14 protein-coding genes are annotated in these 16,192 nt (G+C 65.5%); 2 read left to right on the top strand and 12 right to left on the bottom strand.

Annotated elements, in window-relative coordinates; translation table 11 throughout:
• Nucleotides 1–17: 17 nt before the first annotated feature.
• Nucleotides 18–527 carry a hypothetical protein gene (locus XI08_RS21070; protein WP_271575803.1) on the bottom strand — a complete coding sequence of 170 codons (510 nt, stop codon included), beginning with the start codon at nt 525–527 and terminating at the stop codon, nt 18–20.
• 160 nt (nt 528–687) lie between these two features.
• On the bottom strand, nt 688–1,245 hold the full coding sequence (locus XI08_RS21065; RefSeq protein ID WP_271575802.1) for a hypothetical protein: 558 nt from the start codon (nt 1,243–1,245) through the stop codon (nt 688–690).
• A gap of 181 nt (nt 1,246–1,426) precedes the next feature.
• Here XI08_RS21065 and XI08_RS21060 point away from each other — a divergent pair, with 181 nt between their 5' ends.
• A complete protein-coding gene (locus XI08_RS21060; RefSeq protein WP_271575801.1) occupies nt 1,427–1,813 on the top strand; it encodes a VOC family protein in 387 nt (128 codons plus the stop codon).
• A 57-nt stretch (nt 1,814–1,870) separates the two neighbouring features.
• Here XI08_RS21060 and XI08_RS21055 read toward each other — a convergent pair whose 3' ends face one another.
• Nucleotides 1,871–2,368: a hypothetical protein gene (locus XI08_RS21055; protein WP_271575800.1), complete on the bottom strand. Its 498-nt coding sequence runs from the start codon at nt 2,366–2,368 to the stop codon at nt 1,871–1,873.
• A gap of 258 nt (nt 2,369–2,626) precedes the next feature.
• Between XI08_RS21055 and XI08_RS21050 the strand changes: the two genes are divergently transcribed.
• Complete coding sequence (locus tag XI08_RS21050) at nt 2,627–2,980, top strand: GrlR family regulatory protein (RefSeq protein ID WP_027549252.1); 354 nt, start codon at nt 2,627–2,629, stop codon at nt 2,978–2,980.
• On the opposite strand, the gene XI08_RS21045 is transcribed toward XI08_RS21050, so the two are convergent.
• The 9 genes from XI08_RS21045 to XI08_RS21005 form a co-directional block, all read right to left on the bottom strand.
• Nucleotides 2,981–5,668 (bottom strand): PAS domain S-box protein, encoded by a 2,688-nt coding sequence (locus XI08_RS21045; RefSeq protein WP_271575799.1) that lies wholly within the window; start codon nt 5,666–5,668, stop codon nt 2,981–2,983.
• 127 nt (nt 5,669–5,795) lie between these two features.
• A complete protein-coding gene (locus tag XI08_RS21040; protein ID WP_027549250.1) occupies nt 5,796–6,710 on the bottom strand; it encodes a DMT family transporter in 915 nt (304 codons plus the stop codon).
• 78 nt (nt 6,711–6,788) lie between these two features.
• Complete coding sequence (locus XI08_RS21035) at nt 6,789–7,583, bottom strand: NUDIX hydrolase (protein ID WP_271575798.1); 795 nt, start codon at nt 7,581–7,583, stop codon at nt 6,789–6,791.
• A gap of 4 nt (nt 7,584–7,587) precedes the next feature.
• Nucleotides 7,588–8,541: a dihydrodipicolinate synthase family protein gene (locus XI08_RS21030; protein ID WP_271575797.1), complete on the bottom strand. Its 954-nt coding sequence runs from the start codon at nt 8,539–8,541 to the stop codon at nt 7,588–7,590.
• Nucleotides 8,542–8,643: 102 nt separating this feature from the next.
• On the bottom strand, nt 8,644–9,522 hold the full coding sequence (locus XI08_RS21025) for an SDR family oxidoreductase (RefSeq protein WP_271575796.1): 879 nt from the start codon (nt 9,520–9,522) through the stop codon (nt 8,644–8,646).
• Nucleotides 9,523–9,646: 124 nt separating this feature from the next.
• Nucleotides 9,647–10,507 carry a MaoC family dehydratase gene (locus XI08_RS21020; RefSeq protein ID WP_271575795.1) on the bottom strand — a complete coding sequence of 287 codons (861 nt, stop codon included), beginning with the start codon at nt 10,505–10,507 and terminating at the stop codon, nt 9,647–9,649.
• A gap of 149 nt (nt 10,508–10,656) precedes the next feature.
• Nucleotides 10,657–11,046: a Zn-ribbon domain-containing OB-fold protein gene (locus XI08_RS21015; RefSeq protein WP_092192950.1), complete on the bottom strand. Its 390-nt coding sequence runs from the start codon at nt 11,044–11,046 to the stop codon at nt 10,657–10,659.
• Nucleotides 11,046–12,203 carry a thiolase domain-containing protein gene (locus tag XI08_RS21010; protein ID WP_271575794.1) on the bottom strand — a complete coding sequence of 386 codons (1,158 nt, stop codon included), beginning with the start codon at nt 12,201–12,203 and terminating at the stop codon, nt 11,046–11,048. The genes XI08_RS21015 and XI08_RS21010 overlap by 1 nt, the downstream gene beginning before the upstream one ends.
• Nucleotides 12,204–12,652: 449 nt before the next feature.
• Nucleotides 12,653–16,144: an indolepyruvate ferredoxin oxidoreductase family protein gene (locus XI08_RS21005; RefSeq protein ID WP_271575793.1), complete on the bottom strand. Its 3,492-nt coding sequence runs from the start codon at nt 16,142–16,144 to the stop codon at nt 12,653–12,655.
• Nucleotides 16,145–16,192 lie beyond the last annotated feature (48 nt).

The following is a 16,192-nucleotide window of genomic DNA, read 5'->3' as shown; positions in this document are numbered from 1 at the left end:
CGGATCAGAGCCGGCTCTCACCAGGTCGTGTTGAAGAGACCGAAATGCGGCTGCTGGGCCACCAGCATCATCGGCCGGCCGGACTGCTGCGGCGCCGGATGCGCCCGCACAATCTTGCGCTTGGGCTGAGCCTGGGCCGGAGAAGCCTGGGCCTGGGCCTTGGCGTCGGTCTTCTTCGCTGTGGCGGCATCCGCCTTCTGGCCCGGCGTGAACTGGGCGAACGTCTCGCGCACCCGCGCCTTGGCCGACATCTCGGCCAGCGCCGCCGAGGCGGCATCCTGCACCGGCGGCTGAGGCGCAACGACGGCGGCGGTCTTCGTCGCAGGCGGGGCAATCGTCGGCTGGCTGGTGTCGAGCACGACACGCTCAGGCAGGTGCCGATCGGACCGGATCCGGATCAGCGGCTGATCGTTGCCAGCGGTCGCGACGGCCTGCGTCACGGGTGAGGCCGGCAGAGCGAAGTTCACTGCCAACAGCAGTGCGAGCAAGGCTCCACCGACAAAGAGGAAATACCGAAAGATGGGCATTGGCCGGGCTCCGCCCCCCGCATCCCCGCGTGGGCTCTCCGCCTTAACAGGCGATACTTTAATTGGTTCCTGGCCCAGCCGTTCGGTTCAAATGGCAACGCCAAGTTTTTTGCCAAGGCCCGGTAAGGGTAACTTTTCTGCTACCCGAAATTGCCGCCCTTTACGCGCGACGGGCTGCAACCAGCGAACACTTGGCCTGATCGGCATTAACGTTGACATAGCCGACAGTGATGCGCGCAAAGGTCTTGCGGCTCTTCATGCTGACCGTGTCGGCCAGAACCCGGCTGCGGTCGGTGAGATGGCTGCCGTCGCGCCGTGCGAACGCGCAGACGATCGCCACATCCTTTACGGCATAGTCATTGTCATTTCGCAGCGTGAACGTCACCAGCGCCTTCGAGCCAAGCCCGCCGCGGCGCCAGGTCTGGGAGGAAATCCTGAGACGGTCGAGTTCTGCCGCAGCCAGAGCCTGGGCTTCGGATGCTGCCGCATCGCCCGAAGGCGCCGTCTCGACGGATGCCAGCTCCGGCTTCGCCGGTTCAGCGCTGTTGCCTTTGGAGAGCGGTAGCAGCATCCAGACGGCGCTACCGACAATGATGGCGGCCAGCAGCCACAGCAGGCTTCGGCCAAATGAGACACTCGCAACCGTCACGACCCGCGCCAGACGCTCGCCGATGCCGGCGAAGCGTCCCAACCCGACCCGCTCAAACCCTGCGCTCATGGCTGTATCACCGATGGTGGCCGCAACAGTTCAACGGCGGACTCGGCCACTGCTTACCTTAATCCGGGAGACGAACTAAGGTTCCCGCGCTTCAAGCGAGTCGGCAACCACGGTGGCGATCACCGGCCGGGGCCGTTAACATGCGCCGCAATACCGAAAGACCCTGTTGGGAGAACATGAAATGCCAATCGCCGTCACTTGGGATCACGTCCATCTGCGCAGCCCCGATCCGGAGGCCACGGCGGCCTGGCTGCGGGACATCCTCGGTGGCGAGATCGCGCGCGCGCCGGGACGGATCGACGTGAACCTCGGCGGCGCCCGGATCTTCATCGCGCCGCTCGAGGGCGACAACGCCGTCAGCCCGCCGCCGCCGCACCCGCACCAGGGCCTCGACCATTTCGGACTCACGGTGAAGGACATCGACGCCGTCGCCGCCGAGATCAAGGCCAAGGGCGTCACGTTCACGCGCGAGCCGACGACGATCCGGCCCGGCGTGCGCATCTGCTTCATCCGCGGCCCCGAAGGCATTTCCATCGAGCTGCTCGAGCGCGACAAGAAATACACCTGACGCGGCGCACGCCGCATCGGCCATCAGCGAGACGAGGCGGCATGCCGCCCGGCGCGGCTATGTCATGCTGCCGGGCATGAAGCAGCGGATGGTGACGCCCATATAGCCGTAGATCGGCCATACCATGGTGCGGCCGACCCGGTTCGGCTCCGAGATCACGGCCTCCTCCGGCACATCGACCCAGACGAGTTCCTGCTGCTGGCCCTCGAGCGCGTAGCCATAGCGCGGGACGCGGACACGATAGTGCCCGTCCTTGCTGTCCCAGTCGGTGTCCGAGAGCGCCGAGCCGTCGGCATCGGAGCAGCAAGGCCCCTTGCCGCTTCGCAGGCTGTCGAACCAGGCCTTCAAATCCGCATTGGTGTTGACGAACTGGCCGCGGTCGCGGGCGTGCCCGAAGGGGGCTGCTAGCGCAATCAAGGCCGTGGCACATGCCAGCCTCGTCACGCTTCGCCAGCGTGCCGCGCGACCGATCCGCCGTCGTTCGCTTTTGCAATTCGTGGGACGCGCACTGTACAGACGCGGCTGATCGCCGCTGGAATCGATCCAGTTGCTCACGTTTGTCTTGCTCCAGCACCCCGCGGCCAGTGCAACAATGGTTATGCATTTCGCGGGCCAACTTGATTCGCAACGACTGGCCACGCCTCATGATGAGACCGTCATCACCGCGTCACAGACAAGCCGGGACAATTACGGTCCGCACCACGGAACAGCTTGCCGGCCGGCAAACTGCCGCGTTGCGCGAGAGGATGCGCTTTGGCATAAAAGCTCTACCGGCTACGCCATTGGGCGATGGCGGCCGGCCTGCGGGACGTTATGAAGAACGGCCTCTATTCGATCCACGTGAACCTGCTCGATGGTCGAGTCGGCAAGGGCAGCGGCGTGATTCTTTTCCGCGACGGCAAGATCCTTGGCGGCGATGCCTACCTCTATTACACCGGCAGCTACGTGGTGAAGGATGACCACTCCTTCAAAGGCGAGGTGCTGGTGCAGCGGCACACCTCGCCGCGGGGCGACGACAATCCGCTGTTCGGCGGACCGGCGCCGGTCGGCATCGGTGTCAGCGGGACCTACACGGACACCCGCGCGGAGATGACGGGAACGGCGCTCGTCGGCAAGGCCAGCCTGATTTTCGGCGCGACGCTGCACAAGCTCGCCGACGTGGATTAGCTATTCCGCAGCCTGCTCGAGCGGCGCCGTGCGCGGCAGGATGATCTGGATGCGCGTGCCCCCGCCCGGCTCGGAATCGAGATCGAGCCGGCCGCCGAGCCGGTTGGTGACGATGCTGTAGACGATGTGCAGCCCGAGTCCGGTGCCGCCCTGGTCGCGCCGCGTCGTGAAGAACGGATCGAAGGCGCGGCGGCGGACGTCGAGCGACATGCCGCAGCCGTTGTCGGAGAAGATGATCTCGACATTGTCCTTGCCGGACTCGCGCACCTGGATGTCGATGATCCCCGGACGCCCGTCGGGAAAGGCGTGCGCCACGGAATTGAGGAACAGGTTGGTCAGCACCTGCCCGTACGGGCCGGGATAGCTGTTCATGGTCAGGCTTGGCTGGCAATCGACGTTGAGCGTCAGATTGTGTTTGCGCAGGCCCGGCCGCAAGCTCATCACCACCTGCTCGGTGAGGTCGCCGAGATCGAAGCTGCGCTGGTCCGAATAGTTGCGGTCGGCCGCGACCTGCTTGAACGACTGGATCAGCTCGGCAGCGCGATTGAGATTGGAGACGAGCTGCGAGGATGCGTCGCGGCTGGTGTTGAGGAAGTCGTTGAGCGTGGAGCGGCGAAGCTCGCCGCGCTCGACCTCGGACGTGAACATCGCGGTCTTGCGCTCCAGCGCGGAGGCGACCGTCAGGCTGATGCCGACGGGATTGTTGACCTCGTGCGCGACGCCCGCGACCAGTCGTCCGAGCGCGGCGAGCTTCTCCGCCTCGATCAGCGAGGCCTGGGTCTCGCGCAGATTGCGCAGCGCAGTCTCCGCCGATTCCTTGGCTTTGCGCATCTCCTGCTCGCCACGCTTGCGCTCGCCGATGTCGAGCGCCACCGTGACGATCCGCTCGATCTCGCCCTCGGCATCGAGCAGCGGCAGCTTGTTGACCAGCCATTGCCGCATGTTGCCGGAGCTATCCTTGTACTCCTCCTCGTAGAAGCCGAGGCCCTTGCGGAGCTTGAGCACGCGCTTGTCGTTCTCGTCGGTCTTGGCCGCGCCGTAGCGCGACATCAGGTCCGCGGTGGTGCGGCCGAGCGCATCGCCGGGCTCGATGCCGAAGATGCCGGCCATGTAGCGGTTCATCAGCACATAGCGCAGGTCGCGGTCCTTGACGTTGATGACCGCGGGCACGGTATCGATGACCTGCTGGAGCAGGCGCCGGCCTTCGGCGATGGCGTCTTCCGCCCGCTTCTGGTCGGTGATGTCGCGCAGCGTGCCCTCGTAGCGGATGATCTTGCCCTGCTCATCCCGCACGCCGGTCGCGCTGTCGGAGAGCCAGAGGATGTCGCCGCTGCGCTGGCGCACCTGGTACTCGAACTCACGCACCATGCCGTCGCGATGCATGAGCCGCTGATACTCGACGCGCGCCTCGGGGTGGACGTAGATCGTGTGGGCGATGTCGTTGATGCTGTCGATCAGGTGCTGCGGGCTGTCATAGCCCATCATCCGCGCCAGCGCCGGATTGGCGTTGAGGAGGTCGCCGGCCGGCGTCGTCACGTAGATGCCGTCGACCGAGCCCTCGAACAGCTTCCGGTAGCTCTCTTCGGCGAGGCGCTGCTCGGTGAGCGCGCGCACCGCTGCCTCGCGCGCGGTGTCGGCCTCCTCCAGCGCGCGGCGGAACACTTCGGCGGCGCGTGCGATGTCGCCAATCTCGTTGTCGACGTCGGCGGACGGGATCGAGGTGTCTTTCTGGCCGGCCGCAAGCGCGCGAATCGACCTTGCGATCTGGGCCAGCGGACGCACCGTCCGCCGCACCACGAAGCCGGCAGCGAGGATGCCGATCAGCACGCCGATGCTGCCGAGCACGATGCTCTGCCACCGCGCCTCCGTGAGCGTGCGGGCAAAATCGCGCGACAGCACGTGACCGCGCCTTGCGCTGACCTCGCGCAGCAATTCGGTGACGCGGCCGATCAGCCGGCCCTCGGTGCCGAGCACCTCGCGGTCGATGTCGGCGATCTGTCGCTCCCGGACGGCGACCGCCATGATCGCCTCGGCGTAATTATTCACGGCCGCCCTGAGCTTGGCGTCGGCGATGTCCATCGTCCGCATGTTCTGCGCGGCCTGCTCGGCCGCGGAGGGATTGCGCGCGAGCAGCCCGAGCGCGATCCGGCTCTGCGCCTCGGACAGGCGGGAGGCGAGCTCGCGGTCCGCGGTGCCGGAGACGGCCACGTCGAACTGCTCACGCAGCGGCGGCAGTCCGGCGAGCAGCTGGGCACGGCGGTCGATCAGGGTGGAGATCCGCTCGAGGCCGTTGCGATAGGTCGCAAGGCGCTCGGTGACCCCGTCGATCATGTCCTGCTGCTCGGGCGCGAGCTCGATGCGGGTCTTCTTCAGGATGTCGCTGAGCGTCGAGGCCGCCTCGCCCACCTGCTTGAACTGGATGCCGGCGCCGGGGTCGGTGACGAAGTCGCGCGCCGCAAGACGCAGCTCGTTCATGCGGCGGTCGATGTCCTCGGCGAGGTCGCCGACGCTCTGGAGCCGCTGCAACTCGGCAAAGGTCGTGTCGATGTGCCGGATCGCGATCACGCTCGCGGTCGAGGTGACGATGATCACCGCCAGCACCAGGATGAAGCTTCCGAACGTAAGCTGGCCGATGGACAGCGAGAAGATTCGCTTTTTCTCGGGGGGCGGCGTCAATTCGGCGGACATTGGTGCGTTGAGGGACCGGGCTGCTACTGGAAACCCAATATACGACGTATTGCACGCCCGGGGGAACATGCCTCCCGCCTCGGAATATCCTTAATATCGTGGTTCTCGGCCCGCCCTCCCGCCGGCTTTATGACGTTTTGACGCTCGTCCGCCGCCGGGCCGGGATGGTCATGGCGGCGACGCCGAGGACGACGCAGGCGAGCCCGATCCAGGCGGTTCGGCTCAAGGTCTCGCCGAGGAAGGCGACGCTGATGGCGACCCCGATCGGCACGCGCAGATAGGCCTGCGCGGTGGTCCCGACCGAGCCCAGGGTCTGGATCAGGCGGAAATAGATCGCGAACGCCGCCGCGGTCGAGAACACCGCGAGCGCGAGCAGCGCCAGCACGGAACTCAGCGACGGCGACAGCGTCCAGGGCTGCTCGACGATCAGCGAGGCCGGGATCAGGGCCGCCGCGCCCGCCAGCAGCGAGCCGGCGGCAGGGGCCATCGGGTCGAGACCCCTGAAGCTGCGGCCGAAGATCGCGGCGCAGGCGTAGCAGATGGTGGCGGCAACGATGGCAGCTTCCGCGACGAGGCCGCTGCCGATGTCGTGAAAGGCATCGACGCCGACGATCAGCAGGATGCCGGCCATCCCTGCCACGACGCCGAACAGCTTTCGCGGTGTCGTCACCTCGTGGCGGGTCACGACCGCCGTGAGCAGGAAGGTGAAGATCGGCCCGGCCGAGTTGAGGATGGTGGCGAGCGCGGCGTCGACATGGCGCTCGCCCCAGGCGATCAGCGTCCAGGGGATGACGCTGTTGAGCACGGCCTGGAACGCGAAGCGCTGCCAGGTCGCCGCATCCGTCGGCATCTTGATTCCGCGCGCCCACATGACGACCAGCAGCAGCAATCCCGCAATCGCGGTGCGCGCCGCGATCAGCGTGATCGGCGGAATGGTGGCGACGCCGAGCTTGATGAAGGTGTAGGAGCCGCCCCACAGCGTTGCGAGCGCGACCAGCAGCGCCAGCTCGACGGCGATGTTGGTGTCCTGCCGGTTGTCCATTCTGCGCCCCGTCCATTTGCGATGGACGGAACCTAGCGCGTCCGCAGCAGCCAATACTTCGCTGCGTGTCGAAGTGTCCTAGCCGACTGCGCCGACCTCGAACACCTCGCCGTCATAGCCGGCCTCGCGGGGAATGCGGAGCTGGCGGCCGGTTTCGGTCTTGGTCATGACAGGCATCACCGTGACGATGGACATGCCGCGGGCGTGCCCCAGCGCGGCATCCACGCTGCCCTGCTTGGCAAGCCGGATCAGATTGCGCGTGGTCGGGAACGGCAGCTTGAAGCGGCCGCTCTCGCCGCCCTCCACCGCCTCGCGCGGTGAGACCCAGATCGAATCGGTCGACTCGCGGCCGTCGTGCGCGCCGAGCTGGTCCGGCGGCGCCGCGGCCAGGAAGAACCAGGTGTCGAACCGCTTCGGCATGCCCTCCGGCGTGATCCAGTGCGCGTAGGGCACGAGCGTGTCGAGCGCGAGCTGGAGGCCGTTGTCGGCGAGGATGCTGAGGAAGCTGATCTTGTGCTCGTTGAGCGCGACGCGATGCTTGTCGGCGAGCTCGCCGGCGCGCCTGGCATCAACAGGCGTGCCCGAGTCCTTCGCGCGCGCCAGCAGGATGCCGCTCTCTTCAAAGGTCTCGCGGATCGCGGCGATACGAAAACCGCGCTGCGCTTCGCTGAGGCCCTCGCCGCCCGAATACAGGTCGGACCGCGCGACAATCTCGTTGTCGCCGGCATCGACGCTGCCGCCCGGAAACACCAGCGCGCCCGAGTTGAACTCGATCTGATGATGGCGGACCATCATGAAGACTTCCACCTCCTCCGTTCCGTCACGGAGCAGGAGGATCGTCGACGCGGGGCGTGATGCGGCGGTCTCGGCCATGCAACTAACCTGCGGCGCTGGATTGCGGCTGGAGATTGGCGCGCTTGTCGACCTTCGCCACGCGCGACAGGAGGTACTCGACCTCGGCCTTCGCCGTCGCCGTGATCGTCGCGCCTGGCTTGCGCTGGGCGCTGGAGGCGATGATGCCGCGCTTCTGGAGCACGTGTTTGCGCACGGCGAGGCCCGCGCCCGGCTGCTGCTCGTAACGGATCAGCGGCAGATGCGCGTCGAACAGGTCATGCGCGGCATCGCGCTTGCCGGCCTTGGAGAGGTTCACGACGTCGATCAACAACTCGGGGAACGCATAGCCGGTCATGGCACCGTCGGCGCCGCGCTCCATCTCGAAATCCAGGAACGTCCCACCGTTGCCGCAGAGGATCGAGAGCGGGCGGAGCGAGCCGTCCTTCTGGAAGCCGCGCAGGGTCGAGATCTTTTCGAGCCCCGGCCAGTCCTCGTGCTTGAGCATCACGCAATTCGGATTGTCCATGACGATCTTGCGGATCACGGCCGGCGTGAACACCACCTGCAAGGTCAGCGGATAGTCCTGGAGCACCCAGGGCACATCAGGGCCGATGGCCTCGGCCGCCTGCTTGAAATAGCCGACGATCTGGTCGTCGGTGCGGAGCGACGGCGGCGGCGCGATCATCACGCCGGCCGCGCCCGCGTCCATCGAGGCCTTCGCCAGCGAGCGCATGGTGGCAAAGCCCGGCGCGGAGACGCCGACGATCACCTGCATCTTCTTGGCGCGCTTGACGAAGCGGACCGCCACCTGCTCGGCCTCGGCGGCATCGAGCTTCGGCGCCTCCCCGAGGATCCCCAGCACCGTGACGCCGTCGCAGCCGACCTCCTCGTAGAAATCGGTCAGGCGGTCGATCGAGCGCTCATCGATCCGGCCGTCGTCGTGGAACGGCGTCGGCGCGATTGCGAAGGTGCCCTTGGCGTCGGCGGTCAGTTTCATCAGTCTCTCTCTTTCTCCGTCGTTCCGGGGCGCGCGCAGCGCGAACCCGGAATCTCGAGGTTCCGGGTTCACGCTTCGCGTGCCCCGGAACGACAAATCAGCCTAAAACCGCCGCGCGCCCATCTTGATCTGCTCCTCGGAGAAGAAGATCTCCTTGGCATGATCGGCGATGTCCTGGGCCTTCCAGCCCGAGTGCGGCGGTTTCCAGCCTTCCATTTCCATCATCCGCATTTCGCGCACGCCGCGGAGCCCGGACACGCCCAGCACCTTGCCGGTCTGGTCACCCGACAAGTCGCTGACCATGTATAGCACGGCCGGCGCGATGCCGTCCGGCCCCAGCGCCGCCGAGGGGTTCTCCTTATAGCGGGGCAGGTCTGCGGTCATGCGGGTCAACGCGCCCGGGGCCAGCGTCCAGATCCGGATGTTGTACTTGCGGCCCTCGATCGCCAGCACGTTGGACAGGCCCCAGATGCCGCCCTTGGCCGCGCCGTAGTTGGTCTGGCCGAAATTGCCGATCAGCCCTGATGTCGAGGAGGTGTTGACGATGACACCGCCGCCGTTTTCCCGCATCCAGCGAAACACCGGCATGGTGCAACAAAAGGTACCCTTCAGATGCACCTTGATGACCTTGTCCCAGTCGGCCTCGCTGGCCTTGGCGAAGGTCTGGTCGCGCAAGATGCCGGCATTGTTGACGAGGATTTCGGCGCGGCCGAAATGCCTGATGGCGTCGTCGAACACCGACTGGCCGCCCTCCATGGTGGAGATGTCGGCGCCGTTGGCGACCGCCTTGCCGCCCTCGGCCTTGATCGCGTCCACCACGAGCTGTGCCATCGACTTGTCGGCGCCGGAGCCGTCGCGGGGGCCGCCGAGATCGTTGACGACGACGGATGCCCCTTCCCGCGCGAACAGCTTCGCATAGGCCTCACCGAGCCCGCCGCCCGCACCGGTGATCAGCGCAACCTTGCCGTCGAGTAGTCCCATGGTGGCTTCTCCCTGTTTTATTATTGTCATTCCGGGACAGCGCGCAGCGCTGAACCCGGAATCCAGAGGTTGTCGCACGAGATTCCGGGTTCGCGCTTCGCGCGCCCCGGAATGACAGCGAAAACTAACCCAGCACCGTCCTGCCGTTCTTGATCACCGTGACGCCACGCGACTTCACCTTGGCTTCGAACGAGATCACGTTGCCGTCCTTCCAGAGGTCCATGGTCACGGTCTCGCCGGGATAGACCGGGGACGAGAACCGCGCCACGTGCTGGCGGAAGGCGCTGGCGTCATAGTCGGCGTAGGTCTGGAGCACACCGCGGCAGGTGATGCCGTAGGTGCACATGCCGTGCAGGATCGGACGCGGGAAGCCGGCTTTCTTCGCAAACTCGGGATCGGAGTGCAGCGGGTTGCGGTCGCCGCACAGGCGATAGACCAGTGCCTGGTCGGGACGCGTCGTGATGTCGATGGTCTTGTCGGGGCTGCGCGAGGGGATCTTGTGCGGATCGGGCTGGGTCAGGTTCGGGCCGCCAAAACCGCCATCGCCGCGGGCGAAGCGCGAGGCCACCAGCGTTGCGAGCTTCTCGCCCTTCTCGTTCTTCAGCACGGTCTGGTGGCTGATGACGACGCCCTTGTCCTTGCCCTTGTCGTAGACCTCGAGCACCGTGGAGTCGGCGGTGATGTGCGCGGCCACCGGCAGCGGCTGGTGAAAGGTGATGTCGCGCTCGCCATCGACCACCATCACGCGGTTGAGGTTCATCTCGCCCGGCCCCGATCCCCACGCCGCGACGGAGGCGAAGGTCGGCACCACCTTCAGCGGCCGCGGCGTCAGCGTGCCCTCGTTGACGAAGGCGAGCTCGTTCTCGTCCATCGGATCGGCACCGAGGCCGATGCCGTAGGCGTAGAGCATCACCTCGCGATCGCTGTAGGCGTATTTCTGGCCGATGTTTTTCAGGCCTTTGAGTTCTTCGTATCTGGCGGACATCTTGTTTGTTTCCTCCCCGGTGGTTCTCATCCTCATGGTGAGGAGGCGCTCTTGCGCCGTCTCGAACCATGAGGATGCCCGAAACGCTTCTTTGCCGTGGCCATCCTTCGAGACGCTTGCTTCGCAAGCTCCTCAGGATGAGGACCGTCCTAGACCGGCGTGAAGAACGGCAGCGGCGCGCCGTCGGTCGGCTTGAACACAACCTTCACCTTCTGGCCGATCTTCAGCTTCTCGAGATCGCAATCGACGAAGTTGGTCTGCACCGACGGGCCTTCCTTCAGCGTGACGTAGCCGATGGCGTAGGGGCCGGTCGGCGACTTCCGCATCAGGCTCCAGGTGTAGATCGTGCCCTCGCCCGAAGCCTCCTCCCACACCGTCTTGTCGGAGTAGCAGAACGGGCAGATCGAGCGCGGGAAGTAGTGCGCTTCGCCGCAGGCCGTGCAGCGCTTGATCATGAACTTGCCCTGCTTGGCGGCGTCCCAGAACGCAGCGGTCTCGGGGTTCGTTACGGGAGCCGGATATTTCTTGGCTTCGCTCATCACACGCGCTCCAGAATGGCCGTCGAGGCGGCGTGGCGAACGCCCAAAAGGCCGCCGGTGCCGTGGGCGATGGCAAGATCGCAGTTCTTGACCTGCACCTTCGGATGCGCCTCGCCGCGCAGCTGCCTGACGGCCTCGATGATCTTGGTCATGCCACCGCGGTTGACGGGATGGTTACTGCAGAGGCCGCCGCCGTCGGTGTTGAACGGCAGCTTGCCGACGCCCGAGATCAGATTGCCGTCGGCGACGAACTTGCCGCCCTCGCCCTTCTTGCAGAAGCCGAGGTCCTCGAGCTGCATCAGCACGGTGATAGTGAAGCTGTCGTAGATCGAGGCGTATTTGATGTCCTTCGGCGTGATGCCGGCTTCGTCGAACGCGCGCGGGCCGGACCAGATTCCCGCGGAGTAAGTGAGATCGAGATCCTTGCCGCCGCGCGGGCCCTTCATCGCCTCGCCATGGCCGATCAGCTTGACCAGCGGCTTCTTCAGGCTCCTGGCGATCTCCGGCGACGTCACGATCAGCGCGCCGCCGCCGTCGGAGACGACGCAGCAATCCATGCGGTGCAAGGGATCGGAGATCATCGGCGAGTTCAAGACGTCCTCGACGGTGACGACGTCCTTCAGCATCGCATGCGGATTGTACTGCGCGTGGTGCGAGGCCGCGACCTTGATCCAGGCGAGCTGCTCGGAGGTGGTGCCATAGTCGTGCATATGGCGCATGGCACACATGCCATAGGCATTGTGCGTGGTCGCGCCGTAAGCGGATTCAAAATCAACTTCGGCGCCCGCCGCGCGCGGCGGCATCGCGCCGGTGCGCGGCTTGCCGGCCAGCGTGATCAGCGCGATCGAGCACTTGCCCGCGGCAATTGCTTCAGCGGCATGGCCGAGATGGATAATGTAGGAACAGCCGCCGGTCTCCGTGGAATCGACGTGACGGAGCTTCTTGGTGTTCAGGCCGAGATAGTCGACCATCGGCCAGGCGCCGCCCGGCGCGTCGCCCGCGCAGAAATAGCCGTCGACATCGTCCTTGCTGAGCCCGGCATCCTCGATCGCGCCCTTGGCGACCTCGGCATGGAGCTGGGCGGTGGATTTGTCCGGCGCATGCCGGGTCGGGTGTTCGTAAATCCCGGCAATGTAGGCCTTGCCCTTGATGGTCAAACTCAGGTCTCCGCTCGCGTTTCTTCTTGGCTCTTTTTTCTGAACCGCGGTGGCCAGCTTGGCAAGCGCGGAAATATTCCGTCGGGCGAGAGACTAGCGGGTTGGCGCAAGTGGGGTCTAATCTCGCCTGCCTCCGCATCGTCATTGCGAGCGCAGCGAAGCAATCCAGGAGTCTATCCGCGGATGCATTTCTGGATTGCTTCGCTGCGCTCGCAACGACGGATGCGACAGGCGAGATCGTAATGGTGTTTTGCCCGACGGAGCAAACGATTTTCTTTTTTCGCGAAAACAACCCCATGCACAGTAGGATGGTGGCTGATTTCAAGGAGAAAACCGTAGGGTGGGTTAGCCGAAGGCGTAACCCACCTCTTTAGCTTCCAAGGAGGCAGAAGTGGTGGGTTACGCTATCGCTAACCCACCCTACGCACTGCGTTCGCGTCGAAACCACCCTACTCCGCCGCGATCTGCCTTGGCGCGGGCGGCGGGCTCGCCAAGTCCGCGGCGAGCTGGGCGTAGCGGGCCTTGGCGTCAGTGACGGCCTTTTCCTTCACCGGGCCGTAGCCGCGGATACGGTCGGGCAGCGAGAGCAACTCCACCGCGGTGTCGATCGTGAGCGGCGACAAAAGGCCGAGGACGGTGGCGACGTCCTTCTCGTAGCCGGCGATCAGATCGCGCTCGAGCTTGCGGTCGGCGCTGCGGCCGAAGATGTCGAGCGGCGTGCCGCGCAGGAACTTGAACTTCGCCAGCACGCGGAAGACCTTCAGCATCCACGGGCCGAAGGCACGCTTCTTCGGGCGGCCGAGCGCATCGACGCCAGACGCCAGGATCGGCGGCGCGAGATTGAAGCTGAACTTGAAATCGCCCTCGAACTGGTCGCGGAGCTGCTGCTCGAAGGCGCCGTCGGTAAAGAGGCGCGCGACCTCGTATTCGTCCTTGTAGGCCAGGAGCTTGGCATAGTTCACCGCGACCGCGCGCGGCAGTGCGTCGTCATAGCCACCTTGCCTCGCGGCATCGCGAACCTGGTCGACCAGCTTGCGATAGCGTTTTGCCAGGCGGCCGTTCTGATAGGCGGTCAGGTGCTTGGCACGATGCTCGATGACCTCGTCCAACGTCATTGCATCCAGCGCCTTCGGCGCAACGACCTCGTCCGTGCCCTTCAGCATGCCCGCAAGACGCTGGGGATCGGCGACCGCGAGACGGCCGAGGCGGAAGGCTTCCTTGTTCATCTTGATCGAGACGCCGTTGACCTCGATCGCCTGCTCGATCGACTCCGCCGAGAGCGGCAGCAGCCCCTTCTGATAGGCATAGCCCATCATCATCATGTTGGTGGCGATGCTGTCGCCGAGGAGCTGCTCGGCCGGCTTGGTGAAGTCGAAGAACGCCGAGTCCTTGTGGAGGGCCGTTTCCAGCAGCCCGTTCAGCTTGCGGGTCTGGAAGTTGAAATCGCGGTTGAGGACAAAGTCGGCGGTGGGAATGACGTGGCTGTTGATGACGCCGCGGGTGCGGCTGGTGTCGCAGAGCGAGATCGTGTCCTTGGCGACCGCAACCACCTCGTCGGCAGCGAGCACGAGATCGGCCGTGCCGGTGACGATGCGCGAGCAGGTTACCTCGGCCGGATGATCGGACAGGCGGACGTGGCTCAGCACCGCCCCGCCCTTCTGCGCGAGGCCCGACATGTCGAGGATCATCGAGGCCTTGCCCTCGATGTGGGCGGCCATGCCGAGCAGCGCGCCGATGGTCAACACGCCGGTGCCGCCGACACCGCCGACGGCGATGTTGTAGGGCTTGTCCAGCGTCGGACGCGAGGCGGGCTCCGGCAGCGCGCCGATCTCTTCAAGCTCGGCCGGCGCACGGTGGCGCGTCGCGCCGCCGTCGACGGTGACGAAGGACGGGCAGAACCCCTTCACGCAGGAATAGTCCTTGTTGCAGGACGACTGGTTGATGGCGCGCTTGCGGCCGAACTCGGTCTCCAGCGGCTCGACCGAGATGCAGTTCGACTGCACCGAGCAGTCGCCGCAGCCTTCGCAGACGGCGGGGTTGATCATGACGCGGCGCGCCGGATCCTCCATCAGGCCGCGCTTGCGGCGGCGGCGCTTTTCGGCGGCGCAGGTCTGCACGAAGACGATCGCCGAGGTGCCCTTGTACTCGCGGCACATCTTCATGACGCTGTCGAGTTCGTCGCGGTGATACTTCTTCACGCCGGGCGCGATGGTGTCGGCGGGATAAGTGTCGGGCGCTTCCGAGACCAGATAGATCTCGCGGATGCCCTCGGCGTGGAGCTGGAAGGTGATCTGCTGCGGCGAGAGATCGCCGTCATGGCGCTGACCGCCGGTCATGGCGACGGCGTCGTTGTAGAGGATCTTGTAGGTGATGTTGGTCTTGGAGGCGACCGCCTGGCGAATGGCGAGCAGACCGGAGTGGAAATAGGTGCCATCGCCGAGATTGGCGAAGATGTGGTTCTCGTTGGTGAAGGGCGCGATGCCGACCCACGGCACGCCCTCGCCGCCCATATGGGTGAAGGTCTCGGTCGAGCGGTCCATCCACAGTGCCATGAAGTGGCAGCCGATGCCGGCGAGCGCGCGGCTGCCTTCGGGGACCTTGGTGGACGTGTTGTGGGGACAGCCGGAGCAGAAATACGGCACGCGAGAAACAGGCGCTGTCGCTTGCATCTGGGTGGCCTGACGGCCGTTGAACCAGTCGGCCTTGACGCGGAGCATCTCCGCGATCTCTGGGTTGAGATTAAGTCGGAGAAGTCGCTCAGTGATCGAGGTCGCAAGCGAGGCGACGCTGAGCTCGGCGGCGAAGGTCAGGAAGCGCTTGTCGTGCTCGTCCATCTTGCCGACGATGCGCGGGCGGACGTCATCGCGCCAGTTGAACAGCTCCTGCTTGACCTGGTTCTCGACGATCTCGCGCCGCTCTTCGATGATGAAGATCTCCTCGAGCCCGACCGCGAACTGGCGCACGCCTTCCGGCTCCAGCGGCCAGGGCATGCCGATCTTGTAGAGGCGAAGGCCGATCTTGGCGGCCACTTCCACGGTGATCCCGAGCTCGCGCAGCGCTTGCCGCACGTCCTCATAGCTCTTGCCCGACGCCATGATGCCGAAGCGCGCATTCGGCGAATCCATGGTGACGCGGTTGACCTTGTTGGCGCGCGCAAAGGCGATCGCGGCAAAGCCCTTGTAGTCCTGGAGGCGGCGGTCCTGCTCGAAGCGGTCGTCGGGCCAGCGCAGATTGAGGCCGCCGGGCGGCAGCTCGAAATCGGGCGGGATGATGAAGGGCTTCATCTCGTCGGTGAGATCGATCTCGGCGGTGGTCTCCACCGTCTCCGTGATCACCTTCATGCCGACCCAGCAGCCCGAGTAGCGCGACATCGCGATGCCGAGCAGGCCCATCTCGATCATCTCGTGGATGCTTGACGGGTAGAGATACGGCATCAGCGCCGACATGAAGGCGTGGTCGGACTGATGCGGGACAGTCGAGGATTTTGCGCCGTGGTCGTCGCCGGCGAGGCACAGCACACCGCCGTTCTTGGCCGAGCCCGCGGCATTGCCGTGGCGGAACACGTCGCCGCAGCGATCGACGCCGGGACCCTTGCCGTACCAGATGCCGACCACACCGTCATACTTGGCGCCGGGCGAGAGGTTGAGCTGCTGCGAGCCCCAGACGGCGGTCGCGGCCAGGTCCTCGTTCACGCCCGGCTGGAACTTGATGTTGTACTGCTCGAGATGCTTTCGCGCCGCAAAGAGCTGCTGGTCATAGCCGCCGAGCGGCGAGCCGCGATAGCCGGAGATGAAGCCCGCGGTGTTGAGGCCATTGGCGCGGTCGCGCCGGATCTGGGCCATGGGCAGGCGAACCAGGGCCTGGATGCCCGTGGTGAAGACGTGTCCGGTGTCCTGGGTGTATTTTTGATCGAGACTGATCGGACCCTGGTTGATGCCCATGCTGTCCTCTTTCCACGCCCTGTTCAGGTCTTTGTCACTTAACGTCGC

The organism is Bradyrhizobium sp. CCBAU 11361 (assembly GCF_028128935.1).
GTDB classification, from domain to species: Bacteria; Pseudomonadota; Alphaproteobacteria; order Rhizobiales; family Xanthobacteraceae; genus Bradyrhizobium; species Bradyrhizobium niftali.
Note: the sequence above shows the minus strand (reverse complement) of the source record. Positions and strands in the feature narration are given on the sequence as shown.

Coding starts and splice junctions, on each gene's coding strand:
- XI08_RS21070 (WP_271575803.1), bottom strand. CDS start 527: ATGCCCATCTTTCGGTATTTCCTCTTTGTCGGTGGAGCCTTGCTCGCA.
- XI08_RS21060 (WP_271575801.1), top strand. CDS start 1,427: ATGCCAATCGCCGTCACTTGGGATCACGTCCATCTGCGCAGCCCCGAT.
- XI08_RS21030 (WP_271575797.1), bottom strand. CDS start 8,541: ATGAAACTGACCGCCGACGCCAAGGGCACCTTCGCAATCGCGCCGACG.
- XI08_RS21040 (WP_027549250.1), bottom strand. CDS start 6,710: ATGGACAACCGGCAGGACACCAACATCGCCGTCGAGCTGGCGCTGCTG.
- XI08_RS21020 (WP_271575795.1), bottom strand. CDS start 10,507: ATGTCCGCCAGATACGAAGAACTCAAAGGCCTGAAAAACATCGGCCAG.
- XI08_RS21035 (WP_271575798.1), bottom strand. CDS start 7,583: ATGGCCGAGACCGCCGCATCACGCCCCGCGTCGACGATCCTCCTGCTC.
- XI08_RS21015 (WP_092192950.1), bottom strand. CDS start 11,046: ATGAGCGAAGCCAAGAAATATCCGGCTCCCGTAACGAACCCCGAGACC.
- XI08_RS21005 (WP_271575793.1), bottom strand. CDS start 16,144: ATGGGCATCAACCAGGGTCCGATCAGTCTCGATCAAAAATACACCCAG.
- XI08_RS21025 (WP_271575796.1), bottom strand. CDS start 9,522: ATGGGACTACTCGACGGCAAGGTTGCGCTGATCACCGGTGCGGGCGGC.
- XI08_RS21065 (WP_271575802.1), bottom strand. CDS start 1,245: ATGAGCGCAGGGTTTGAGCGGGTCGGGTTGGGACGCTTCGCCGGCATC.
- XI08_RS21045 (WP_271575799.1), bottom strand. CDS start 5,668: ATGTCCGCCGAATTGACGCCGCCCCCCGAGAAAAAGCGAATCTTCTCG.
- XI08_RS21050 (WP_027549252.1), top strand. CDS start 2,627: ATGAAGAACGGCCTCTATTCGATCCACGTGAACCTGCTCGATGGTCGA.